This is a genomic window from Pandoraea sp. NPDC090278, from assembly GCF_044772185.1.
Classification (GTDB): Bacteria; Pseudomonadota; Gammaproteobacteria; order Burkholderiales; family Burkholderiaceae; genus Pandoraea.
In genome coordinates, this window is the sequence record NZ_JBIVYJ010000004.1 from 163,107 (window position 1) to 185,596 (window position 22,490).

Consider the following 22,490-nt stretch of genomic DNA (forward strand, 5'->3'; position numbering starts at 1 on the left):
CGCGCTTTCGCCCCCTACAGAAACAACCGACCGCCTCATGTCCGACACGAAAACCCCCGCGCTTCGCCTGAACGGCCCCGTCCTGCTCCAACAACTTCGCGAACTCGGCGAGATCGGCACCGATCCCGTCGCGGGTGGCCGCACGCGCGTTGCGCTGACCGACGACGAGAAGGCCGGTCGCGATCAGGTCGTCGCGTGGATGCGCGCGCTCGATCTCGACGTGCAGATCGACCGCATCGGCAACATCTTCGGCACGCTGCCCTCGGCGACGACGGACGCGTCGGGTCAAATGCCCCGCCCGCTGATGATGGGCTCGCACATCGATACAGTCGTCAACGCCGGTGCGCTCGACGGATGCTACGGCGTGCTCGGCGGTCTGGCCGTCGTGCGCGCGTTTCGCGACGCGGGCATTGTGCCGTCGCGTCCGATCACGGTGGCGGCGTTCACCAACGAGGAGGGCGCACGCTTTCACCCCGACATGATGGGTTCGCTCGTGCACGCAGGTGGCTTGCCCGTCGACGAAGCGCTCGACGCCATCGGCACGGACGGCGCGCGTCTGGGCGACGAACTCGTGCGCATCGGCTATGCCGGTGACATGGAACCCGGCACGCTTGCCCCCCACGAATACCTCGAACTGCACATCGAACAAGGGCCGATTCTCGAAGCTGAGGGGTTGGAGATCGGCGTGGTCGAGAACTTGCAGGGCATCTCGTGGCAGCAGATCACCGTGCAGGGCAACGCCAACCATGCGGGCACGACCCCGACGCGTCTGCGTCACGATGCGGGCTATGTCGCTTCGGCGACGGTGACCGAGCTGCGACGGATTGCCGTCGAATCCGGCACGACACTCGCAACTGTCGGCACGATGAAGTTCGAGCCGAGTGTCATCAACGTAATTGCGCGCCGCGCGGTGTTCACCGTCGACATGCGTGATCCGAGCGAACAGCGTCTTGCCGAGAGCGAGGCGCGTCTGGCCGATTTCCTGACGAAGATCGCGGAGGCCGAAGGCGTGCGCATTTCGACGGAGCGTCTGGCGCGCTTTACGCCGGTCGTCTTCAATGCCGAACTGGCCGATGTGATCGAGGCCTGCGTCAAGCGTCGCGGTCTGTCGTACAAGCGCATGACGTCGGGCGCAGGACACGACGCGCAGATGATCGCGCGTATCGCCCCGGCGGCGATGATCTTCGTGCCAAGCCGTGGCGGCATCAGCCACAACCCGCGTGAACATACCGATGACGACCAACTGGTGCGCGGCGCCGAGGTGTTGCTCGATGTCGTCGCGCAACGCTTGGGCGTGTCGCAGTAAGTCATCAGTTGCCGTCACGAACATTCAGCTACATCCCGCAATACCGGAGCCCCCCATGCCCCCCAAGCTTTACGTCAACCCGCAGGCTGCACGCGCGCCGTACCCGGCAGATCTTCAGGACATCATGAGCATCGCTCGTGCGCAGCAGAGTCGCGAGTGGCTTGCGCACTGGGATGGACTGACACCCGGCGCTACGCCGTTGCGCTCACTGCCGGATCTGGCAGCGTCGCTCGGTGTGCGCAGCGTGCTGGTCAAGGACGAAGCGTCACGCTCAGCGCTCGGCAGTTTCAAAGCGCTGGGCGCGCCGATTGCCCTCGTGCGGTTGTTGTTGCGTCAGTTCGAAGGGAAGGGTTTCACCGCGAAGTCGCTGCTGAACGGCGAGCATCGCGACGCGCTGGCCGGTTTCACCGCGATCAGCGCGACGGACGGCAACCACGGTCGTGCGCTGGCGGCTGCTGCGCAAAGCATCGGCTGCCGCTGTGTGATCGTTTTGCACGCGCATGTCAGCGAAGAACGTGAGCAAGCGATTGCGGCGTATGGCGCGGAGATCGTGCGTATCGCAGGCAATTACGATGACTCCGTCGAAGAGGCGGCGGCGCTGGCATCGCGTCACGGCTGGCATGTCGTTTCGGATACGTCCTACGATGGATACGAAGTCATCCCGCGCGACGTCATGCAAGGTTACGGAACGGTGGCGGCGGAGGTCTCGGAAGCGCTGGATGGCGACGCGTCGCAAAAGGATTCGGCCAGCCCCGTCACACACGTCTTCCTGCAAGGCGGTGTAGGCGGATTGGCGGCAGGCATCGTGAGCTATCTGTGGGAGCGCTGGGGCGTGTGGCGCCCGACGTTCGTGGTCGTCGAGCCGGAGCAGGCGGACTGTCTGTATCAGAGCGCTATCGCGGGGAAAGCCGCGTCGGCCTCGGGATCGGTGGACTCGGTGATGGCCGGGCTGGCATGTGGCGAGACGTCGCCGCTCGCTTGGCGTTTCCTTCAACCGTCGGTCGACGCGTTCATGACGGTCACGGACGCACACGCAGTGCAGGCGATGCAACGCCTCGCACGCGGTACCGACAACGATGTGCCGTTCGTCGCCGGGGAGTCCGGTGTGGCCGGGCTGGCGGGGTTGATGCTGGCGGCAGCCACGCCCGCGATGGCGTCGGCGCTCGGCCTCACGTCGGACTCGCGTGTGTTGCTCATCAGCACCGAGGGCGCGACGGCCCCGTCCGTCTATGCCGAACTGGTCGGCGAGCCAGCCACGTCGGTCGACGCGCGCCAGCAGGCGTGGCTCGCACGCTAATCTCGTCACGCATCTAGCCTATTGATCAAGCCGATTGCCGGAGCCACGTATGAGTCATGACACCGCACAAGAGACGTATTTCGCCCAGGCGCTGACCGGATGGCGGCATGCGTTCCATCGTCAGCCTGAGACGGGGTTCGAGGAGATCGGTACCTCGCAGACGGTGGCGACGATTCTCGAAAGCCTCGGGCTGGACGTGCATCGCAATATCGGCGGCACGGGCATCGTGGCGAATCTGCGCGTCGGAGACGGCACGGGCGCGATCGGCATTCGCGCCGACATGGATGCGTTGCTGATCGACGAGAAGGCACCGGGTCGCGGCTACGCGTCGCAAGTCCCCGGCAAGATGCACGCCTGCGGCCACGACGGGCATATGTCGATGGTGCTGGGGGCGGCGAAGCTGCTGGCCGAGTCGCGTGATTTCAACGGCACGGTGCGCTTCATCTTCCAACCCGCCGAGGAACACGGGCGTGGTGCAAAGGCGATGATTGCCGACGGGCTGCTTGAGCGCTTTCCTATCGATGCGATCTACGGCATTCACAACATGCCGGGCATTCCGACGGGACGCATTGCCACGCGCGTGGGCGGCATCATGGCCAGCGAGGACAACTTCGTCATCCGGATTCGTGGCAAGGGCACGCACGCAGCGCGGCCGCACATGGGGGTCGATCCGCTGGTGATCGGCGCACAGATTGTCGTAGCGTTGCAAACGGTGGTGTCGCGCAGCGTCGACCCGGGATTGTCGGCGGTAGTGTCGTGCACGGAGTTCATCACGGACGGCATTCGTAACGCGATTCCGACGAACGTCGAGATCCGGGGCGACACGCGCAGCTACACGCCGGACGTGCAGCAACTGCTCGAAGCACGCATGCGCGACATCTGCATGGGCACATGCGCGATGCACGGCGCACACTGCGAGTTCGAATACACGCACGAGTTTGCGCCGACGATGAACTGGGCCGACAACACGTCGCTGGCCGTCCGCGCAGCGCAAACGGTGGCAGGTGAGGGGATGGTGGATGCGGAAATCGCGCCGGTGATGGCGTCGGAAGACTTCGGCGTGTTCTTGCAGCACGTGCCGGGCAACTTCGCGTTCATCGGCAACGGCAGCGGCGACGAGCCCGGCGCGATTCCGTTGCACAACGCCTGCTACGACTTCAACGACGCGATCCTGCCGCTCGGCGCGCGCTACTTCGCGCAGATCGTGCGCGACAGCTTGCCGCGCTGAGGGCCTGCGCTTGCCCGCTTAGCGGACAGCCGCGAGCGGCACCGTTCCGGCGTTGATCACGGCGTCGGGCAGTTCGCGAACGGCTTCCAGCGTCTTGCGGATGTGCGCGGCGAGCAGCTTTGCCGCGCGCTCGGCGTCGCGCGCAAGGCACGCGTCGAAGATCGCCTGATGTTCTTCATGGACGTCGCGCGGCACCGGACGGTGCGTGATCGACAGCCGTCGATAACGCTCCGACTGGCGATAGAGAATCGCCAGGAAGTGGTGCAGCCAGCGCGACGGGCACGCACGAATCAACACCTCATGAAACGCGCGGTTTCGTGCTTCCCACTGGGCAAACTGTCCGACATCCTGCTCGCCATCCTTGCCAAGCCGCTCCTCGGCGAGCGTGAGCAGATGGAAGGCGCTCGTCAGATCCGCTTCCCACGCATCGTCTCCCAGCGCGACCGACTGACGTAACGCCTCGGTCTCCAACTGCACGCGCGTTTCGGTGATGTCGATGAAATCGGCCAGCGAGATCGGCGTCACCCGAAAACCGCGATGGCCGTGCTGGACGACGAGTGCGTCCGCCACCAGCAGCGCCAGCGCCTCGCGCAGCGTCCCCGCGCCCACTTCGTACCGATCCTTTAGATGCTCGACGCGCAGCTTTTCGCCCGGCGCGAGATGCCCCTCGACGATGTCGCTGCGCAGACGCATGTAGGCGCTTTGCGCCAGCGTGGTGTCTGCTGCCGGGGCGGAAGGGGCGGTCGGGCTATGCATGTGTCGAGCGGTCAGGGCCTGTGGGGACGAGTGCCGAGAGTATAAGCGGCTTCCTTCGGATTGTCGCAAAATCGACAAATAATCGAGATAAATAAAAATTCTCGAGAAAATGTTGACGAGGATCGGGTGACGGATTTATCGTGTGCTCCATGCCGACGTCAGCCCTTTGCCCGTTATCGGGGGCTGACGCCAACCTGCATCCAGCATCCAACCAGACAGAGAGCGTGAGACATGAAGGATTTCCAGAACTTCATCAACGGTGAGTGGGTGTCCAGCCCGCGCACCTTCGAGAACCGTAATCCGGTGAACAACAGCGTGATCGGGCTCGTCCACGAAGCCGGGCGCAGCGAAGTCGACGCCGCTGTGCGCGCCGCCCGTGCCGCGCTTCACGGTCCGTGGGGCAAGATGACCGTCGCGCAGCGCGTGGAGCTGCTGCACGCCGTGGCTGACGGCATCAACCGCCGCTTCGACGACTTCCTCGCCGCTGAGATTGCGGACACCGGCAAGCCGCACGGACTGGCGAGCCATCTCGACATCCCGCGCGGTGCGGCGAACTTCAAGGTGTTCGCCGACATGATCAAGAACGTGCCGACCGAGTCGTTCGCGATGACGACGCCCGATGGCGGCAACGCGCTCAACTACGGCGTGCGCACGCCACGCGGTGTGATAGCCGTCGTCTGCCCGTGGAATCTGCCGTTGCTGCTCATGACGTGGAAGGTTGGCCCTGCGCTGGCGTTCGGTAACACCGTGGTCGTGAAGCCGTCGGAAGAAACGCCCGCGACCGCGACGCTGCTCGGCGAGGTCATGAACGAAGTCGGTGTGCCGCCGGGGGTCTACAACGTCGTGCACGGCTTCGGGCCGGAGTCGGCGGGTGCGTTCCTGACGGAGCATCCGGGCGTGAACGGCATCACCTTCACGGGCGAGACGCGTACCGGCGAAGCGATCATGAAGGCCGCCGCCAATGGCGTGCGTCCCGTGTCGTTCGAGCTGGGCGGCAAGAACCCGGGCATCGTGTTTGCCGACGCGGATTTCGACAAGGCCGTCGCGGGCATCACCCGCTCGGCGTTCGATAACAGCGGTCAGGTGTGTCTCGGCACCGAGCGCGTGTACGTGCAGCGTCCGATCTTCGAGCGCTTCGTGGCAGCGCTCAAGGAACGTGCCGAATCACTGAAGATCGGCGATCCGTACGCGGAAGGCACGACCTTCGGCCCGCTCGTGTCGCAGGTGCATCGCGAGAAGGTCTTGTCGTACTACGCGAAGGCGCGTGAAGAAGGCGCGACGGTCGTCACCGGCGGCGGTGTCCCCGACATGCCCGCGTCGATGAAGGACGGTGCGTGGGTGCAGCCGACGATCTGGACGGGACTGCCGGAGACGGCGTCGGTGATCCGCGAGGAGATCTTCGGGCCGTGCTGTCACATCGCACCGTTCGATACGGAAGAGGAAGTGATTGCGATGGCGAACGCCACGCCTTATGGGCTGGCCGCGACGGTGTGGACGTCGGACGTCAGCCGCGCACACCGCATGGGTGCGGCACTGGAAGTGGGTGTGTGCTGGATCAACGCGTGGTTCCTGCGCGACCTGCGCACGGCGTTCGGCGGCGCGAAGCAGTCGGGCATCGGACGCGAAGGTGGCGTGCACTCGCTGGAGTTCTACACGGAGCTGCGTAACGTCTGCGTGAAGCTGTAAGCAACAAAGCAGCGAATCATAAACGCCAAGGGCCTCGCAAACCGTCCGATGTCAGGACGGCCAGCGAGGCCCTTGTCATGATGGCGCGACTTACTTGCCCGTCGCGTCCATCGCACGTGCGAGACGTGCCACACCTTCTTCAATCGCCGTCACGGCCGGGGCCGCGAACGACAGACGCAGCGACGCTTCGTCAACGTTGTCGGCAAAGAACGCCGTGCCTGGCACGAACAGTACCTTCTCTGCAATCGCGTTCGGCAACAGCGCACTCGTCTTCACTGCCGCCAGACGCGCCCACACGAACATGCCGCCCTGCGGTGCGTGGAACTGAATCGCGTCGCCGAGCTTGTCGCGCAGGGCGTTGCACATCGCTTCGCACTTGAGACGGTAGGCCTCGGTGATCTTCGGCAAATGCCGCGTGAGCGATCCTTCCGCGAGATACTCGGCGGCGACGGCCTGCGTCCACGGCACGCTGCACAGATCGACCGTCTGCTTGGCGACGACGCAACGTCGCGCAATCTCCGGCGGCGCAACCGTCCAGCCCACCCGCAAGCCGGGCGCCACGATCTTCGACAGGCTGGAGAAATGCACCACCCAGTCACGCGATCCCGGCACCTCGGCCGTCAGACCGAGTATCGTCGGCACGGCCTCACCGGAGAAGCGCAGATCGCCGTACGGATCGTCTTCGACAATCACGAAGCGGTATTCCACTGCCAGCTTCAGCAACGCAATACGGCGTTCGCGCGAGAGCGTGGCCCCGGTCGGATTGGCAAACGTCGGCACCGTGTAAAGCAGCTTCGGCACGGCGATCTTGCCGTCGCGCAGCAGCGTGCTCAACTGTGCGACGTCGAGACCGTCCGCATCGACCGGCACCGTGACGATCTTCGCTTGTTGCAAGCGCAGCGCCTGCAACGTCGCCGGATAGTCGGGCTGTTCCGTTACGACGACATCGCCCGGTGCGACCATCACGCGCAGCAACAGATCGAGCCCCTGCTGCGAGCCGGTCGTCACCAGCAATTCCTCGGACGCACACGGTGCGCCGCGTTGCGCCATGAGCGCGATGATCTGCGCCTTGAGTTCCGCGAGGCCGTCGGTCGGGCCGTATTGCAGGCAGCGCGTCGGTTGAGCGAACGCACGCGCCTGCGCGGCGGCCAGACCGTCTACGTCGAACAGATCGCTCGCCGGATAACCGCCAGCGAATGAGATCATGCCCGGCTCGGACAAGTATTTGAACAGCTCGCGAATCGGCGAGCCAGCCGGATTCGCGAAGGGAGTCGTAAAGTCGTACATGTCGGTTCGCTACCGCGACTTCACTCGATCGAGAAGTCGATGCCTTGCGCGAGCGGCAGGGCGGACGAGTAGTTCACCGTGTTCGTGGCGCGGCGCATATAACCCTTCCATGCATCCGAACCCGACTCACGGCCACCGCCGGTTTCCTTCTCCCCGCCGAACGCGCCGCCGATTTCTGCGCCGCTCGGTCCGATGTTGACGTTGGCGATACCGCAGTCGCTACCGGCCGACGACGTGAAGCGCTCGGCTTCGCGCAGGTCGTTCGTGAACACGCACGACGACAGACCGTGCGACGACGCGTTGTTGGCGTCGATGGCTTCGTTGAAGTCGCTGTACTTGAGCACGTAGAGAATCGGCGCGAACGTTTCCGTCAGCACGACTTCCGTTTGCGACGGCATTTCGACGATGGCCGGTTTCACGTAGAAACCGCCTTCGTTGCCTGCCACGACGTGACGCTCGCCGCCCGTGACCTTGCCGCCTTGTGCACGTGCCTGATCGAGCGCGCCTTGCATGCGCTTGAAAGCGCCTTCGTCGATCAGCGGGCCCATCAGCGTGCCGCGCTCCAGCGGGTTGCCGATGGCGACCTTGCCGTACAGCGTCTTCAGACGATCGACAGTCTTGTCGTACACGCTCTCATGCACGAACAGGCGACGCAGCGTGGTGCAACGCTGACCGGCGGTGCCCACCGCCGAGAACAGAATGCCGCGCAGGGCCAGTTCCGGGTTGGCGCTTTCGGTCACGATACCGGCGTTGTTGCCGCCGAGTTCGAGAATCGAGCGGCCGAAGCGACGTGCGACTTCCACGCCGACCTTGCGACCCATTTCGGTGCTGCCCGTGGCGCTCACGATGGCCGAGCGCGGATCGGCGACGAGTGCCTCACCCACGTCGCGACCGCCGATGATCAGCGCGGTCAGGCCTTCCGGCGCGTCGCCGAATTCGGCAATCACTTCTTCCATCAGCTTGTTGACGGCCAGTGCGGTCAGCGGCGTCTTTTCCGACGGCTTCCACACGACGGCGTTGCCGCACACCAGCGCCAGCGCAGCGTTCCACGACCACACGGCGACCGGGAAGTTGAAGGCGGAGATAACGGTGCACACGCCCATCGGGTGCCACGTCTCGGCCATGCGGTGGCCGGGGCGCTCCGAGGCGATCGTCAGACCGTACAACTGACGCGACAGGCCGACCGCGAAGTCGCAGATGTCGATCATTTCCTGCACTTCGCCCAGACCTTCTTGCAGGATCTTGCCCGCTTCGAGCGTGACGAGCGCGCCCAGTGCCTGCTTGCGTTCGCGCAGCTTTTCGCCGAGCAGACGCACCAGCTCGCCGCGACGCGGGGCGGGCACATTGCGCCATGCCGTGAACGCCTTGTGCGCGCGCGCGAGGGCAGCTTGTGCGTCGACGACCGATGCGCTGGTCACGCGGCCGATCAGTTCGCCGTTGATCGGCGAGTGCACGGCGATGTCGCCCGCTTCGGCCAGTTTGGCAATACCCAGTTCGTTGAGGATGGAGGTCGCGTTCACGTTAATACCCTTATGGAATTCAGCGTTGATTCGTTGATTACTTGGCGTTGGCCGTCATCTTGAAAATGCCCTGCGCGTTACCGGCATCGAAGCGAAGATCGATTTTCCAGCAGCGATTGGCAGTGTCGTACTCGCGGTGACGCGTGATGAATTCGTAGAACGAACCCGGCACGTCGCGCGTCACGGTCTCGCCGTTCTTGCCACGGAACTCGCGACGCACGGTGTCGGCGCGATAGGCCGTCTGGAACACACGACCCGAGCGCGAACGCTCGACTTCGGGTTTCATCGGGCGGCCCTTGGCCTTCTCGGCGTCCGACAGGGCGAAGACGTCTTCCACACGGTCGGTGGCGTGGTTGAACGCATTGCCTTCGGTGGAGATCCATGCCATTTCGGCCGATTCTGCCAGCAACAGTTCGTAGTCGGCTTCGCTCGGCACGTCGTGCTGACGCGCAAACGCGCCCACGATCACCGGCAGCAGCGCCTGCGCGCTTTCCAGCGGCAGCGTGCCGTCGCGCTCCAGTTCCCAGAGCTGTCCGACGGCAGCCGGTGTGAGCGGGTCCTTCGAGGTGCCGACGACGCGCGACACAGCTTGCTGGAACGTCTCCGAGAAACGCTCGGGATGCAGTTCGCTCACGAAGAATTGCGAAATCTCTTCGGGGGCGTCTTCATGCGCGTAAGCGCGGCCCGTCATGCCGAGGCGGTCCAGCGGATAGCGACCGTTCAGCTTGAAACCGAGCGGACGCAGAATGCGCGTGAATGCCGCTTCGCCCGGCGGCAGGGCACCGTTCTGGTCCCAGCGCACGGTGCGCAGCGCGCCGTGATCGAAGTAGACGCCACCGCCAGCGGCAATCGCTTCTTCAGTGTAGGTGCGGCCATTTTGCGAGCGCGCGAGCAGCCCTTCGAACAGCGCCATGTTCATGGCTTGCGCCAGTTCGGCGCGCGTGATGCACCCCGGCTCGAAGTCGGACAGGATCGACGGCGAATTGAGCGTGGCGAAAAGCGCGTCGGTACGCGCCTCCCCGATCAGGGAAACCAGCAAGGACTGCACGTTGGCGTTGCGCATCAGGTTGTCTCGCAGGGGGATGCCGTCTTGTGCGGCATCACAGGGTGAAGGTGTCAGGGCATGGCATGCGGCGCACCGTCATGCCTTCTTGCAGTGACTGCATTATTGGAATGGATGCTTCGCGCGTAAAGCGAGATAAAATTGCCACTTGATGCGTTTTTGGAATCAACATGCGCAAATTCAAGACCCCCGGCACAGCGGCGCTGCTGGCGTTCGAGGCAGCCGCCCGGCACGAAAGCTTTACCCATGCGGCCCGCGAGCTGTTTCTGACCGAGAGCGCGGTGTCGCGCCAGATCGCCACGCTGGAGACGCAGTTGGGCGTGCGGCTGTTCGTCCGCGCCAAGCAGCGCGTGGTGCTCACCCGCGCAGGACGGCTTTACGGCACGCAGGTGCGCCGTACGCTCGAACAACTGGATCGCGACACCCTGTCCATCATGGCGCACGGCAGCGGCGGCGGCTCGCTGGAACTGGCGGTGCTGCCAACGTTCGCGTCAGAGTGGTTGATTCCAAGAATGAAAGACTTCGACGACCGGCATCCGGACGTTCGCGTGAACATGGGTGTTCACACCGACCTCTTTACGTTCGACGAGACGCACTTCGAGGCGGCGATTCACTTCGGCCAGCCGACGTGGCCGGGCACGTCGTCTGATTATCTGTTCGGGGAAGAAGTGGTGCCGGTGTGCCGTCCATCGATCCTGAAGGGACCGGTGCGCACTGCGGCGGATTTGCTGACGTATCCGTTGTTGCACTCGACAACGCGCCCGAGCGCTTGGTCGCAGTGGTTTGCCGAGCAGCGCGTCGAGGACCACCGGGCGTTGCAAGGCGTGCGCTACGAACTGCACACCATGCTTATTGCGGGCGCGGCGGCGGGGCTAGGGATTGCGTTGGTGCCGAAGTTCTTCGTCGAGGGACAGTTGGCGACGCTTGGCCTCACGATTCCGTTCGACGTGAAGAGCGTGGCCGAGTCGGCTTACTACCTCGTCTACCCGACGGAACTGACACACGGGCAGCCACTCAGCGTTTTCCGCGAGTGGCTGCTCGATCAGGCGAAAGCGTACCGACCGACGTACCGTCCGGACTATCGCCCCGCCTGATGGCGGACGGCGGGATCGATCAGCGTCCCGTGTAACGCCCGGGCTTATGCCACGCGACGACCATCGCGCTCATGGCGATGGCCGAGATGGCGGACCAGGCGACGCGTCCGGCCGGGATCGTGGCGAGCGACGCGATCAGAATCGTCGTGTCGATGCACACCTGCGTGATGCCTGCATTGATGCCGCGCTTGCGTTGCAGCCACAGCGTGACGATGCCGGTGCCACCGACGCCAGCCCCGTGTCGCGCCAACGCCAGAATGCCCATGCCGCACAGCGTGCCGCCGACGAACGCGGCGAACAGCGGATTGACGAAGGCGATGTCGAACGTTTGCGGCATGGCCGCGAGGGCGAAGGTAATGCCGAAGCTCGCGACCGTCGACTTGAGCGCAAAGCGCGCGCCCATCGTGAAGTACGCGAACAGGAAGAACGGAATGTTCACCAGCGTAAAGATGGTGCCCACCGGTAGCGGAAAGACGTAAGAGGCGAGCAGTGCGATGCCAGCTACGCCGCCGGTAACCAACCCGGCAGCCTTGAGCAGCACCAGACCGACCACCACAAATGCCATGCCGATGACCATCGCATAGATGTCTTCGACCACGGAGTGCGGTACACCGATTGTGTCGGTTGCCGCAATGGCGCCGGATACAGCGCCCGTATCGTGTTTCATGATCAGTAAGTCAGGAACGACAAGACGGCGCGCCCGGCTCTCCTGATGCCGGAACGCGCCGCCGAAGATTTCCCGCGTCGCTGTCTCGGGCGACGCGCAGCTTCACAGCTTGTTATGTAGTGAGTGTCTTAACGCACTTAATGCACGTTTAGGCGACGTGGTGGACCCACTTGAACGGATCGGCGACCTTGCCACGTTGAATGCCCGTGAGCTGATCGCGGATACGCTTGGTGACCGGGCCTTCGCCGCCGTCGGCGATGTTGAATTCGCCGTTGGCGTGACGCACCTGACCGATGGCTGTCACGACCGCAGCCGTGCCGCACGCAAACGTTTCCTTCACACGGCCGCTGGCCGCATCGGCCTGCCACTGTGCGAATTCGTACGGCGTCTCATTGACCGTCATGCCTTCGCGGCGCGCCAGTTCGATGATCGACGCGCGGGTGATGCCCGGCAGGATCGTGCCCGAGAGCGGCGGCGTCTGGAGCGAGCCGTCGTCCATCACGAAGAAGACATTCATGCCGCCGAGTTCTTCGATCCAGCGATGTTGTGCGGCGTCGAGGAACACGACCTGGTCGCAGCCCTTGGCGCTCGCTTCCGTTTGCGCGATCAGGCTGGCGGCGTAGTTACCGCCGCACTTCGCAGCGCCGGTACCGCCGGGTGCTGCGCGCGTGTACTGGTCCGAGACCCACACCGTCACGGCCGACTTGCCGGGCTTGAAGTACGGGCCGACCGGGCAGGCGATCACGCAGAAGATGTACTCATGCGCGGCGCGCACGCCCAGGAAGCTTTCCGAGGCGAACATGAACGGACGGATGTAGAGGCTGCTGCCTTCCGAGCCCGGGATCCATGCACGGTCGATGTCGACCAGCTTTTCCACGGCTTCGAGGAAGACGGCTTCCGGCAGATCGGCCATCGACATGCGCTGGGCCGACTCGCGGAAACGCTTGGCGTTGGCTTGGGGGCGGAACAGCGAGATCTTGCCGTCTTCGCCACGGTAGGCCTTCATGCCTTCGAAGATTTCCTGTGCGTAGTGCAGCACGGCGCACGCCGGATCGATCTGGAACGGGCGGCGGGCTTCCACCTTCGCGTCATGCCAGCCCTTGCCTTCGGTCCAGCGGATCGTGACCATGTGATCCGTGAATACGCGGCCGAATACCGGGTTCGCCAGTGCGGCGGTGATCTGGTCGGCGGGGGTGGGGTTGGCGTGCGGCTCCACGACAAAACGCAGTTGGTTATCGGCGCTCATGTTTCTTCAAATGTCTCGGCAGAGGTGGCTTTAGTCGTCAGTGCCGTTAACGTAAACGGCAAGGTGAGTATTTTCCTCCTTTCGGGGCCTGCCTGTCGACTGAATTCACCGCTTCTCCAGTCACGACGGGGTTCCGGGCAATATTGCGCCGAAAAATATCGGAATTTGGACGATTTTTGCAAGAAAAGTGCGTGATTTGCTGAAAGTTGCGTAGGCGCACGTCTGCCACGAAACCGCTGCGTCGCAGGGTAACAGTGTGTAAAAAAACATTTCAGGTCACAGGGCGGCTGACACTCGACATTTAATATCGAAGGCGCATGATGTCGGGAACGTCCCCACAGACAATACGTGGACGTTCCGCCCGTAGATCAAGAATGGGAGAGGAGACAGATGAAGTCGACAACGATTCGAATGTTGCGCGCGTATCTGATCGTGGCCTCGCTGGGCGCTGTGTGCATCGACGTCTGCGTGGTCATTGCCATGCTCGTCTTCGATGTGCCGGAACGCGTCTTCACCTCAGCCGACTTTCGCATTGCGATGGCGGCGTCTTTGCTGCTGCTGTTGCTGGCGGCTCGCTCACTGGCGTCGGCCGCGTTCCGAGCGGCGCTCGCCAGTCGGCATGTCATGTTCGATGGTGGCAGCAGCCAGCGTGAGAGCAGCAGCGTCGCCTTGCGCGACGACTGCCCGCACCGTCTGCTGGTGCTGCTGCATATCCGCATCCACCGCCAGCAACTGGCGATGGTTGCCGCCTGACGGCGAAGCGGGCGCCCCAACCGTCAAAGCACTTCAATACCTACTAGGCGGCCTTACCGTCCACCAGATCGCATTCGCGCGGCGGACGCGTCATCGCAATCCACTCCTGCACCGCCGGGCGCAGGAACTGACGGCGCGCATATTCGGCCAGGGCAGGCGGCACGACGTCGTCGTTATACACCAGACGGTTGAGCATGACCGCGAGGTCGACGTCGGCAATGCACCACTTGTCGAACAGCGACATGCGTCCGTCGGGCAACAGGCTCTCGGCGATGGCGATCAGCTTGCTCGCCGCGGCGTAGCCCGCGTCGGTCAGCGGCGCATCGGACGGGCCGTAGAAAATCACCTGCGTCGAACGATCTTCGCGCAGCGCACCGAGATCGCTGCGTAGCCATGCCTGTACCTGACGGGCACGCGCACGGTCGCGAACGTCGGCCGGATACACCGGCACGTCGGGGGAGATCGTTTCCAGATATTCGACGATGGCGGACGATTCGGACAACGTGAAATCGCCGTGCACGAGCGTCGGCACGCGACGCGTGATCGACAGGTCGGCAAAGCCGCTTTCGTGATGCGCGCCCTGATCGAGATCGACGGTGCGCAGATCGAACGGAATACCTTTCTCGCGCAGCGTGACGAAAACCGACAGCGCATAAGGGCTGGTGAACTGGGCGTCGACGTAAAGCGTGAAAGGGGCGGGGGCAGCGGCTGACACGGTGGGCTCCTGAGGGGAATGTGCGCGGGGCGAAATTGCCCGCAGACACTTATGTTGCCGTACGTTCGTGGTGATAAGCTACTGCACAAATCGCTGGCAAGCTGTGATCTGAATTCACAGCTCGCGGTGCGCTCTCGTGCCGCGATCTGCCCCCAATATTTTGCCCGCACGGCAACCCGATATCCCCTGAACCATGAACGCCGAACCTCGCGCCCGTCCGCCGCTGGCGAATCTGGAAACCGTCTGTCTCGTCGCCCGTCACGGCTCGTTCACGGCGGCCGCCGAAGCGAGCGGTCTCACGCATGGGGCGATCAGCCGTCGGGTCGGTGCCGTTGAAAACTGGCTCGGCTGTGCGTTGTTCGAGCGTCACGGGCGAGGGGGGAGTCTGACGTGCGACGGTCAGCGCTTTCTCGGTCGCATCGAACATGCCTTCGACGTGATCGACGCGGCTGCCGATCAGTGGCATCAGGCGCGCAAGGCCCCGGCGGTGCGCCTGAGCGTAGTGCCGTCGTTCGCCAAGCTGTGGTTGCTTGGGCGCTTGCAATCGCTTCAAGGGGGCACCCCGTTCATCGACATTCAGGTGACGACCGAGCATCGCAACGCCGACGTGGGTGCGGGCGAGGTGGACATCGCCTTGCGCTACGGACGTGGCGGGTGGGCGAGCGTCGATTCGGAACCGTTGATGGGCGAGACGTTGTACCCGGTGGCCTCGCCTGAGATGGCGCAGCGTCTGAAGGGCGCGAGTGTGACCGAGATGCTGGCGATGCCCTTGCTGCACGACTCCGATCTCACGGGCTGGCGCGCGTGGTGCGGGGCGCATGGCGTGTCGCTGCGACCACGTGCACGTGACCGTCGATTCGAGGATTACACCGTGGTGCTTGCGGCGGCCGAAGCCGGGCTGGGCATTGCGCTTGCCCGTGCACCGCTGGCGAGTGAGTGGATGGCGCGCAGCCGTCTCGTGCGACTGTCGGATGCCGAAGTCGTCTGCCCGTTGCAGTACCACGTGGTGACGGCCAAGCGCGAGAAACGTCCGGAGGTGCTGGAAGTGATCGCGCGTCTGCACGCGCTGGCGCGCGAGGATGCGCGCACGTAAATACCATGAACGCAGCCGTGCGCGGCGCAGGGGTTTCCCGCACTGCGCGTGCTGCTGCGGGTTGCCTAAAATGCGGGACGCTTCTTGCAGGACTGCCTGGCAGAGATGAACTTACGCTCGCTCGATCTGAATCTGTTGCTCGTGTTCGAGTCGCTGTTGCGCACGCGCAGCACGACGGTCACGGCCGAGGAACTGAACCTCACGCAATCGGCGGTGAGCAACGCACTCAAGCGTCTGCGGCTCGCCTTCGGCGACCCGTTGTTCGTCAAGACACCGCAAGGCATGATGCCGACCGATCTCGCCGCGTCGCTGGCGCCACCGGTCACTGAGGGACTTGGCCTGATTCGCGGTGCCGTCGAAGCGCCGCAGGACTTTGTCCCGGCGAAAGCGCAGCGCACGTTCCGTCTTTACCTGAGCGACATCGGCCAGTTGATCTTCATGCCGAAGCTCATGGCCACACTTGCCATCGAAGCGCCCGGCGTTCGCATCGTCACGGTGGACACGACGCCGCGCGAAGCGCAGAACGCGATGGCGATGGGCGACATCGATCTCACGCTCGGTCTGTTCACGCGTTTCTCGTCCGGCTTCCATCAGCAACGTCTGTTCCGCGAACATTATGTGGCCCTTGTGCGCGAAGGACATCCGACGATTCGCGGCGAACTCACGGCCGAGACGTTCCTTCACGCGGCGCACGCCGTCTACCGACCGACGGCCGGTCATCACGATGTGTTCGAGACGGCCGTCGAGCACTGGTTTGCGCAGTCGGGGCATCAGCGTCACGTGGCGCTGCGTATGGCGCACTCGATGGGACTCTCGGCGCTGATCGCTGCGAGCGATCTAGTGGTGTGCGTGCCGACGCGTCTGGGGCGCGCCCTCAAGGCCGCTGCCGACCTGCGCACTTACGCGCTGCCGTTCGACGGCCCCGAGTTCGACATCTCGCAACTCTGGCACGAGCGCTTTCACACCGACGCTGGCCATCGCTGGCTGCGCAGCACGATCTTCCGCCTGTTCCACGGCGAAGACTGATCGTTCTCCTGTCTGACGGCACACGCTCGCTGCGCACGCATACGAGGCACCGTCGCGCTCGCATGCTGCACCCCCAATTCACGACGTAAATACCGCGCATTTACGCAATTTGTTGGCGTCATGCGACGTCGGTCCTTATCGTATCCCTCACGACATTGAAGTCACCGGACGCACGTCCGGGACACGAACAATATCCGCAGGAGACAAGCGGTGATCAATCTGCACGACATTCGTTACGTGCGGCTGGGGACGCGCGACCTTGAGGGTGCGACACGCTATGCGCGCACCATTCTCGGGTTGCAGGAAGTGCGTCGGGAAGCCGGTTTCGTATTCCTTCGCAGCGACAGCCGCGATCATTCGGTGTGCTACTTCGAGGGCGACCCCGCCGACCACACGGTAGCGTTCGACGTCGCCAGCGATGCGCATTTCGACGCAGCTGCCGCGCAACTCGAAGCCATGCACATCGAGTTTCGACGCGGGACGCGCGACGAGGCCGACCTGCGCCGCGTGGCCGATTTCCTCACGTTCCGAGATCCCACCGGCAACCAGATCGAACTGGTACTGCGCGCGGCGCAGACCGGACGCGGCTATCACGGTGAGCGCGACGCGGGCATCGATTCGTTCAGCCATGTGGGCTTGTGCACGACGGACGCACGTCGCGACGAAGCCTTCTGGACCAGCGTGTGCAACGCTCGTGTGTCGGACCGTATCGGCGACGCGCCGTTGCTGCGTATCGACGATGTCCATCACAAGATCGCGCTGTTCCCGGCAAAGCGTGCAGGCATTCAGCACGTGAACTTTCAGGTGAACGGCATCGACGACCTGATGCGCTCGTGGTACTTCCTGCGCGAGCAGGGCGTGCCGATTCGCTTCGGTCCGGGGCGTCACCCGACGTCGCATGCGATGTTCCTGTACTTCGCGGGGCCGGACGGCATGGTCTACGAGTACTCCACGGGCGTTCGCAAGATCGCGCCGGAGGACGAAGCCACTTACGTGCCGCGTCAGTTCCCGTTCGATCCGACCGGGTTCTGCATGTGGGGCGCAAAGCCCGAGATCCCTGAGTTTTCGTCCTGACCTGCTGGCCGGTATCCCCATGACACAAGTTACGTTCGATGCCGCCCGTCACGACGGCATGGCCGATCTCGACCGCGCGGTGCGCGTGGCAGCCCGCACGCTGGCACGCGCCGGGCTGGCGCATGCGTACGGGCATTGCAGCGCGCGTCTCGATGCGGATCGCTTCGTCGTCTGCGCCGCACGCCCGATGGGGCTCATCGGTGTTGGCGAGACGGGCACTGTGGTGCCGATCGACGGCCCGCTGCCCGACGGCGTGCTCGGCGAAGTCCGTCTGCACCAAAAGATCTATCGCTCGCGTCCCGACATCGGCGCGGTCGCACGCACTATGCCGCCCAAGACTATGTCGCTCTCCACGCTTCGCCGCACACCGCGCGCGCTGCACGGGCCGGGCACCTACTTCGCCCCCGGCGTGCCGCTGTGGGACGACGCGCAACTGATTCGTTCCGACGAACAGGCCGCCGCCGTGATCGCCACGATGGGCATGAATGCTGCCGTCGTGATGCGCGGCAACGGAGCCGTCGTCGCGGCCGACACGCTCGAAGCGATGGTCGCGCTCACGTGGTACCTCGAAGACGCCGCGCGCGTGGATCTCGACGTGCTCGCGCTCGAAGCGTCGCTACCCGCCGCCGTGCTGAGCGACGACGAATGCCGCGCGCGCGCCACACGCTCGGGCCGGATCATCGAGCGCATGTGGGAGTACCTGTCGGCGGGCGACCCGGAGTTGCCCGGCGAGGCTGCGCCCCCGTCTTCATCTTCGCCACACCCTTCACACAACCGTTCTTGATGTAATCGCCCCCAACCGGCTGCGAGCCTTTGCACAGAGCGTCGTCGACAGACGCCACGGCCCGCTGCTCTCGCGGTTATTACCGCACAGGAGACAGACATGGAAATATCCGCTTTGATGAACCGCAGAGGCATCACGCCATTTCAATGGCGCGTGATTGCTCTGTGCTTTCTGATCGTCACACTGGACGGCTTCGACACGGCGGCCATCGGCTACCTCGCACCGGCCATCCGCAGCGAATGGTCGATGGCGACGACCAGTCTCGGCACGGTGTTCGGCGCGGGCCTCGGCGGCCTGATGCTCGGCTGCTTCGTGTTCGGGCCGCTCGCCGACCGCATCGGCCGCAAGCGCGTGCTGATCCTCTCCGTCATTCTGTTCTCGCTGGGCAGCATCGCCTCGGCCTATGTGAATAGCCCGACGGAGCTTGCGGTGCTGCGCTTCATCACCGGCATCGGTCTGGGCGGTGCGATGCCCAACGCCATCACGCTCAGTTCCGAGTATTGCGCCGAGCGCATGCGCTCGCTGCTCGTGACGGCCACCTTCTGCGGCTTCACGCTGGGCTTCGCGATCGGCGGCGAAATCGTCGCGCAGACGCTGCCGCACATCGGCTGGCGCGGCGTGTTGATCGCAGGCGGCGTGGTGCCGATTGCCTTCGTGCCTGTGCTCATGCGCTGGTTGCCGGAATCGATGCGCTACCTCGCAGCGCGCGGCGACCGTGCCGACCAGTTGCTGGAAATCGCCCGTCACATCGACCCGCAGGTCACACGCATCGATCCGGAGGTAACGCCTGCCGGGCAGACGAACTCGGCGGTGGGCGGCCTGTTCACGCGTCGATACATCACGGGCACGCTACTGCTCTGGGCGACGTACTTCTGCACCCTGTGCGCGTTCTATCTGCTCACGAGCTGGCTGCCGCTGATCGTGAAGGATTCCGGCTACACGCTCGCGGAAGCGGCGCGTATCGGTGCGATGTTGCCGCTCGGTGGCACGGTCGGTGCCGTGATGATCGGTTTTGCGATGGACCGCACGAGTCCGTATCGCGTGCTGGCGGCGTCGTATGTGATGGCGGGCATCGCACTGTGCGTGCTGGGTGCCGTGACGCACCAGTCGGGCTGGCTGATGCTCGTCGTGTTCCTCGCGGGCTTCGGCATTGCAGGATCGCAGACCGGTGCGAACGCGCTGACGGCGGCGTACTACCCGACTGCCTCCCGCGCGACGGGCGTGGCTTGGGCACTTGGTGTCGGCCGTCTCGGCTCCATCCTCGGTTCGAGCCTGGGCGGTGTGCTGATCGCCTCGGCGTCGAGCACGGCGCAGGCGTTCCAGATCGTCGCGATCCCGGCGTTTCTTGCGGCGGCGCTCATGCTGGTGATGCGTCGTCGCGTGGGACGCGGCGGCTCGCTCGCCGCAGCGGCGACGCAGCCAGCACCGGGCACCGTCTGATCTTCGCCTGAGCACTCAACGGATGCACGCCGAACCTCCGGCGTGCATCTGCGAAGTACCCGCTGCAACCGCACGTCCCCCGACGGCGATGCGGCGGCGCTGCAACTGACCGGCACAGGTCAGGCCACCACACGTATCCATGGAGACATCACTGTGATCCACAAGGGACTGCCTGCGCTCGCGCTGGCTGCGGGCCTCGCATTGGCCACCACTTCCGCTTCGGCCCAGAGCGTAACGCTCTACGGCATTCTCGACACCGGCATCGAATACATCTCGCACGCCGGGCCCAACAACAGTTCGCTCGTCCGCATGCCAGCCAACACCGGTTCGCTGCCCTCGCGCTGGGGCCTGCGTGGTGACGAAGACCTTGGCGGCGGTCTGCACGCGCTATTCATGCTGGAGAACGGCTTCAACGTGCGCGCGGGCGACCTGAATCAGGGCGGACGGTTGTTCGGGCGTCAGGCGTGGGTCGGGTTGTCGAATCAGTACGGCACGCTGTCGTTCGGCCGTCAGTATTCGATGACGTTCTGGGTGATGAGCGATGCCGACATTCTTGGCCCGGACCTGTACGGCAGCGGCTCACTCGACAACTACATCCCCAATGCGCGCAGCGACAACACCGTCGCCTACAAAGGGGTGTTCAGCGGACTCACCGTCGGCGCGACCTACTCGTTCGGACGCGACAGCGGCGGCACGGGCAACTCGCCCGGACAAGGCACCTGCGCCGGTCAGACGCCGGGACAGATGACCGCCTGCCGTCAGGTCTCTGCGATGCTGAAGTACGACACGGCGTGGTTCGGTGTGGCCGGGGCGTGGGACGAGCAACGCGGCGGCGCAGGCGCTGCGGCGAGCTTCTTCAACGGCGCGGCGGCGGTGCCGCTGACGAGTTCGTCGGACAAGGACACCCGCTGGCAGTTGAATGGCTATGTGAAAGGTGGCAACTGGAAGGCGGGGGCGGGTTGGTTGGGACGTCGCGTGCAGACCGCGTCGGCCGCCGTCGCCGATGTGAATTCCGACATGTTCTACATCGGGGCGCTGTATCAGTTCTCACCGGCATTTGCGGTCGACGGCGAAGTCTTCCGCATGTTGAACGCACGTCAGAACGCTCGTGCGACGATGGCGACGTTGCGCGGTACGTATTTCCTGTCGAAGCGCACTGCCGTGTACACGCAAGTTGCCTGGTTGGGTAACAGCGAGCATGCGGCTTACTCGGTCAGTTCCGGCGGGGCGGGAGGATCGCCTACGGCTGGGACGAGTCAGTTGGGTGTGAACGTCGGCATGCGGCATACATTCTGATCTTTTGATTGCATGAAAAGGAAACGGCGCACTGGGTTCGCAGTGCGCCGTTTCTCATTCCGAACGCGGTAGACGTTCGGTGTCGATCGCTTACAGCAGGCCAGCTTCGGCGAGTTGCGCGCGACGCGGATCGCCTTGACGCGAGAGCATCCAGCCCGGGTACTCGCTCGGCAGTGCGCTCGCGGCGTTGATCGCCGAGAGTTCGCGCTCGCTTAGCGTGACGCGCGTGGCGGCGATGTTGTCGTCGAGCTGATCGGCGCGTTTGGCCCCGATGATGACCGTCGAGACGACCGGCTGTGCGAGCAACCAGGCGAGCGCGATCTGCGCGACGGACACGCCCTTTTCAGTGGCGATGCCGCGCATCACGTCGATCACGTCGTAAGCACGTTCGACATTCACCGGCGGGAAGTCGAAGCTCTGGCGGCGCGCACCGTCTTCCGTCTGACCGTCACGCGTGTATTTGCCCGAGAGCAGGCCACCCGCCAGCGGGCTCCACACCATCAGACCGACGTTCTCGCTGCGCAGCATCGGAACGATTTCGCGTTCGAGATCACGCCCGGCGACGGTGTAATACGCTTGAAGCGACGCGAAGCTCGCGAGGTTCAGGCGTGCCGAGATGCCTTGCGCTTTGGCGATTTGCCATGCGGCCCAGTTCGAGACGCCGATGTAGCGCACATGGCCCTGACGCACCAGCGTGTCGAGCGCGCTGAGCGTCTCTTCGATGGGCGTGACCGGGTCGAAGCCGTGCACCTGATACAGATCGATGTGATCGAGTTGCAGGCGCTTGAGGCTGGCCTTGACGCCATCCATGATGTGATAGCGCGACAGGCCGCGCGAGTTGCTGCCCTGTGCGCCGGTGACGCCGAAGACCTTCGTGGCGACGACCACGCTGTCACGCGGCACGTTGAGGTTGCGCAGGGCTTGTCCGGTGAGCATCTCCGACTGGCCTTCCGAATAGACGTCGGCGGTGTCGATGAAGTTGATGCCCGCGTCGAGCGCGCGGCCGACGAGCGCGTCGACATCGTTCTGCTGCAATTGGCCGATCTTGCTCCACAGGTCGCCTTGTCCGCCAAAGGTCATCGTGCCGAGACACAGTTCCGAGACGAAGAGGCCGGTGTTGCCGAGTTTCCGTTGTCGCATTGCATCGCTCCGTTGAGTA

The 22,490-nt window shown here is 64.4% G+C and carries 20 protein-coding genes; 12 read left to right on the forward strand and 8 right to left on the reverse strand.

Going from position 1 to position 22,490, the window contains the following annotated elements; genetic code table 11:
* Positions 1–37 precede the first annotated feature (37 nt).
* From ACIQWO_RS15865 to ACIQWO_RS15875, 3 genes are read left to right on the forward strand one after another with little or no spacing between them, the layout of a single operon-like run.
* Positions 38–1,306: a Zn-dependent hydrolase gene (locus ACIQWO_RS15865; RefSeq protein WP_402825770.1), complete on the forward strand. Its 1,269-nt coding sequence runs from the start codon at positions 38–40 to the stop codon at positions 1,304–1,306.
* 55 nt (positions 1,307–1,361) lie between these two features.
* Positions 1,362–2,603 (forward strand): diaminopropionate ammonia-lyase, encoded by a 1,242-nt coding sequence (locus ACIQWO_RS15870; protein ID WP_402825773.1) that lies wholly within the window; start codon positions 1,362–1,364, stop codon positions 2,601–2,603.
* Between the two features lie 49 nt (positions 2,604–2,652).
* Positions 2,653–3,831, forward strand: a complete 1,179-nt coding sequence (locus ACIQWO_RS15875; protein ID WP_402825776.1) for a M20 aminoacylase family protein — start codon at positions 2,653–2,655, stop codon at positions 3,829–3,831.
* 18 nt (positions 3,832–3,849) lie between these two features.
* On the opposite strand, the gene ACIQWO_RS15880 is transcribed toward ACIQWO_RS15875, so the two are convergent.
* Positions 3,850–4,587 carry a GntR family transcriptional regulator gene (locus ACIQWO_RS15880; protein ID WP_402825779.1) on the reverse strand — a complete coding sequence of 246 codons (738 nt, stop codon included), beginning with the start codon at positions 4,585–4,587 and terminating at the stop codon, positions 3,850–3,852.
* Between the two features lie 231 nt (positions 4,588–4,818).
* Here ACIQWO_RS15880 and ACIQWO_RS15885 point away from each other — a divergent pair, with 231 nt between their 5' ends.
* The gene (locus tag ACIQWO_RS15885; protein ID WP_402825782.1) at positions 4,819–6,273 is read left to right on the forward strand and encodes a 2-hydroxymuconic semialdehyde dehydrogenase; all 1,455 of its coding nucleotides are present in this window, start codon (positions 4,819–4,821) and stop codon (positions 6,271–6,273) included.
* 90 nt (positions 6,274–6,363) lie between these two features.
* Here ACIQWO_RS15885 and ACIQWO_RS15890 read toward each other — a convergent pair whose 3' ends face one another.
* The 3 genes from ACIQWO_RS15890 to ACIQWO_RS15900 are packed head-to-tail and all read right to left on the reverse strand — an operon-like array spanning position 6,364 to position 10,143.
* A complete protein-coding gene (locus ACIQWO_RS15890) occupies positions 6,364–7,560 on the reverse strand; it encodes a PLP-dependent aminotransferase family protein (RefSeq protein WP_402825785.1) in 1,197 nt (398 codons plus the stop codon).
* Between the two features lie 20 nt (positions 7,561–7,580).
* Positions 7,581–9,080: an aldehyde dehydrogenase family protein gene (locus ACIQWO_RS15895; protein ID WP_402825788.1), complete on the reverse strand. Its 1,500-nt coding sequence runs from the start codon at positions 9,078–9,080 to the stop codon at positions 7,581–7,583.
* Positions 9,081–9,117: 37 nt separating this feature from the next.
* A complete protein-coding gene (locus tag ACIQWO_RS15900; RefSeq protein WP_402825791.1) occupies positions 9,118–10,143 on the reverse strand; it encodes a DUF1338 domain-containing protein in 1,026 nt (341 codons plus the stop codon).
* Between the two features lie 170 nt (positions 10,144–10,313).
* Between ACIQWO_RS15900 and ACIQWO_RS15905 the strand changes: the two genes are divergently transcribed.
* Complete coding sequence (locus tag ACIQWO_RS15905; RefSeq protein ID WP_039395699.1) at positions 10,314–11,237, forward strand: LysR family transcriptional regulator; 924 nt, start codon at positions 10,314–10,316, stop codon at positions 11,235–11,237.
* A 19-nt stretch (positions 11,238–11,256) separates the two neighbouring features.
* On the opposite strand, the gene ACIQWO_RS15910 is transcribed toward ACIQWO_RS15905, so the two are convergent.
* Together ACIQWO_RS15910 and ACIQWO_RS15915 are read right to left on the reverse strand one after the other, a co-directional pair.
* Positions 11,257–11,904: a YitT family protein gene (locus tag ACIQWO_RS15910; protein ID WP_046290724.1), complete on the reverse strand. Its 648-nt coding sequence runs from the start codon at positions 11,902–11,904 to the stop codon at positions 11,257–11,259.
* Positions 11,905–12,052: 148 nt separating this feature from the next.
* Positions 12,053–13,150, reverse strand: a complete 1,098-nt coding sequence (locus tag ACIQWO_RS15915; protein ID WP_150665409.1) for a branched-chain amino acid aminotransferase — start codon at positions 13,148–13,150, stop codon at positions 12,053–12,055.
* 390 nt (positions 13,151–13,540) lie between these two features.
* Between ACIQWO_RS15915 and ACIQWO_RS15920 the strand changes: the two genes are divergently transcribed.
* Positions 13,541–13,903 carry a hypothetical protein gene (locus tag ACIQWO_RS15920; protein ID WP_402825798.1) on the forward strand — a complete coding sequence of 121 codons (363 nt, stop codon included), beginning with the start codon at positions 13,541–13,543 and terminating at the stop codon, positions 13,901–13,903.
* A 43-nt stretch (positions 13,904–13,946) separates the two neighbouring features.
* Here ACIQWO_RS15920 and yfcF read toward each other — a convergent pair whose 3' ends face one another.
* On the reverse strand, positions 13,947–14,618 hold the full coding sequence (gene yfcF / locus ACIQWO_RS15925; RefSeq protein ID WP_402825801.1) for a glutathione transferase: 672 nt from the start codon (positions 14,616–14,618) through the stop codon (positions 13,947–13,949).
* Between the two features lie 193 nt (positions 14,619–14,811).
* Here yfcF and ACIQWO_RS15930 point away from each other — a divergent pair, with 193 nt between their 5' ends.
* The 6 genes from ACIQWO_RS15930 to ACIQWO_RS15955 all read left to right on the forward strand — a co-directional run bounded on the left by ACIQWO_RS15930 (position 14,812) and on the right by ACIQWO_RS15955 (position 21,331).
* The gene (locus tag ACIQWO_RS15930) at positions 14,812–15,711 is read left to right on the forward strand and encodes a LysR substrate-binding domain-containing protein (protein WP_402825804.1); all 900 of its coding nucleotides are present in this window, start codon (positions 14,812–14,814) and stop codon (positions 15,709–15,711) included.
* Positions 15,712–15,816: 105 nt separating this feature from the next.
* Positions 15,817–16,737 (forward strand): LysR family transcriptional regulator, encoded by a 921-nt coding sequence (locus tag ACIQWO_RS15935; protein ID WP_402825807.1) that lies wholly within the window; start codon positions 15,817–15,819, stop codon positions 16,735–16,737.
* 210 nt (positions 16,738–16,947) lie between these two features.
* Entirely contained in the window at positions 16,948–17,811 is an 864-nt protein-coding gene (locus tag ACIQWO_RS15940) for a VOC family protein (RefSeq protein ID WP_150575472.1), read from the forward strand.
* A gap of 19 nt (positions 17,812–17,830) precedes the next feature.
* Positions 17,831–18,595 carry a class II aldolase/adducin family protein gene (locus tag ACIQWO_RS15945; protein WP_402825811.1) on the forward strand — a complete coding sequence of 255 codons (765 nt, stop codon included), beginning with the start codon at positions 17,831–17,833 and terminating at the stop codon, positions 18,593–18,595.
* 99 nt (positions 18,596–18,694) lie between these two features.
* The gene (locus ACIQWO_RS15950; RefSeq protein WP_402825814.1) at positions 18,695–20,035 is read left to right on the forward strand and encodes an MFS transporter; all 1,341 of its coding nucleotides are present in this window, start codon (positions 18,695–18,697) and stop codon (positions 20,033–20,035) included.
* A gap of 168 nt (positions 20,036–20,203) precedes the next feature.
* Complete coding sequence (locus ACIQWO_RS15955; RefSeq protein ID WP_402826840.1) at positions 20,204–21,331, forward strand: porin; 1,128 nt, start codon at positions 20,204–20,206, stop codon at positions 21,329–21,331.
* Positions 21,332–21,421: 90 nt separating this feature from the next.
* On the opposite strand, the gene ACIQWO_RS15960 is transcribed toward ACIQWO_RS15955, so the two are convergent.
* The gene (locus ACIQWO_RS15960) at positions 21,422–22,471 is read right to left on the reverse strand and encodes an aldo/keto reductase (RefSeq protein ID WP_233327837.1); all 1,050 of its coding nucleotides are present in this window, start codon (positions 22,469–22,471) and stop codon (positions 21,422–21,424) included.
* Positions 22,472–22,490: the final 19 nt, after the last annotated feature.

What these genes read in the sequence shown, in the direction of transcription:
- ACIQWO_RS15865 (WP_402825770.1), top strand. Translation starts at nt 38, where the DNA reads ATGTCCGACACGAAAACCCCCGCGCTTCGCCTGAACGGCCCCGTCCTG.
- ACIQWO_RS15870 (WP_402825773.1), top strand. Translation starts at nt 1,362, where the DNA reads ATGCCCCCCAAGCTTTACGTCAACCCGCAGGCTGCACGCGCGCCGTAC.
- ACIQWO_RS15875 (WP_402825776.1), top strand. Translation starts at nt 2,653, where the DNA reads ATGAGTCATGACACCGCACAAGAGACGTATTTCGCCCAGGCGCTGACC.
- ACIQWO_RS15880 (WP_402825779.1), bottom strand. Translation starts at nt 4,587, where the DNA reads ATGCATAGCCCGACCGCCCCTTCCGCCCCGGCAGCAGACACCACGCTG.
- ACIQWO_RS15885 (WP_402825782.1), top strand. Translation starts at nt 4,819, where the DNA reads ATGAAGGATTTCCAGAACTTCATCAACGGTGAGTGGGTGTCCAGCCCG.
- ACIQWO_RS15890 (WP_402825785.1), bottom strand. Translation starts at nt 7,560, where the DNA reads ATGTACGACTTTACGACTCCCTTCGCGAATCCGGCTGGCTCGCCGATT.
- ACIQWO_RS15900 (WP_402825791.1), bottom strand. Translation starts at nt 10,143, where the DNA reads ATGCGCAACGCCAACGTGCAGTCCTTGCTGGTTTCCCTGATCGGGGAG.
- ACIQWO_RS15905 (WP_039395699.1), top strand. Translation starts at nt 10,314, where the DNA reads ATGCGCAAATTCAAGACCCCCGGCACAGCGGCGCTGCTGGCGTTCGAG.
- ACIQWO_RS15910 (WP_046290724.1), bottom strand. Translation starts at nt 11,904, where the DNA reads ATGAAACACGATACGGGCGCTGTATCCGGCGCCATTGCGGCAACCGAC.
- ACIQWO_RS15915 (WP_150665409.1), bottom strand. Translation starts at nt 13,150, where the DNA reads ATGAGCGCCGATAACCAACTGCGTTTTGTCGTGGAGCCGCACGCCAAC.
- ACIQWO_RS15920 (WP_402825798.1), top strand. Translation starts at nt 13,541, where the DNA reads ATGAAGTCGACAACGATTCGAATGTTGCGCGCGTATCTGATCGTGGCC.
- ACIQWO_RS15930 (WP_402825804.1), top strand. Translation starts at nt 14,812, where the DNA reads ATGAACGCCGAACCTCGCGCCCGTCCGCCGCTGGCGAATCTGGAAACC.
- ACIQWO_RS15935 (WP_402825807.1), top strand. Translation starts at nt 15,817, where the DNA reads ATGAACTTACGCTCGCTCGATCTGAATCTGTTGCTCGTGTTCGAGTCG.
- ACIQWO_RS15945 (WP_402825811.1), top strand. Translation starts at nt 17,831, where the DNA reads ATGACACAAGTTACGTTCGATGCCGCCCGTCACGACGGCATGGCCGAT.
- ACIQWO_RS15950 (WP_402825814.1), top strand. Translation starts at nt 18,695, where the DNA reads ATGGAAATATCCGCTTTGATGAACCGCAGAGGCATCACGCCATTTCAA.
- ACIQWO_RS15960 (WP_233327837.1), bottom strand. Translation starts at nt 22,471, where the DNA reads ATGCGACAACGGAAACTCGGCAACACCGGCCTCTTCGTCTCGGAACTG.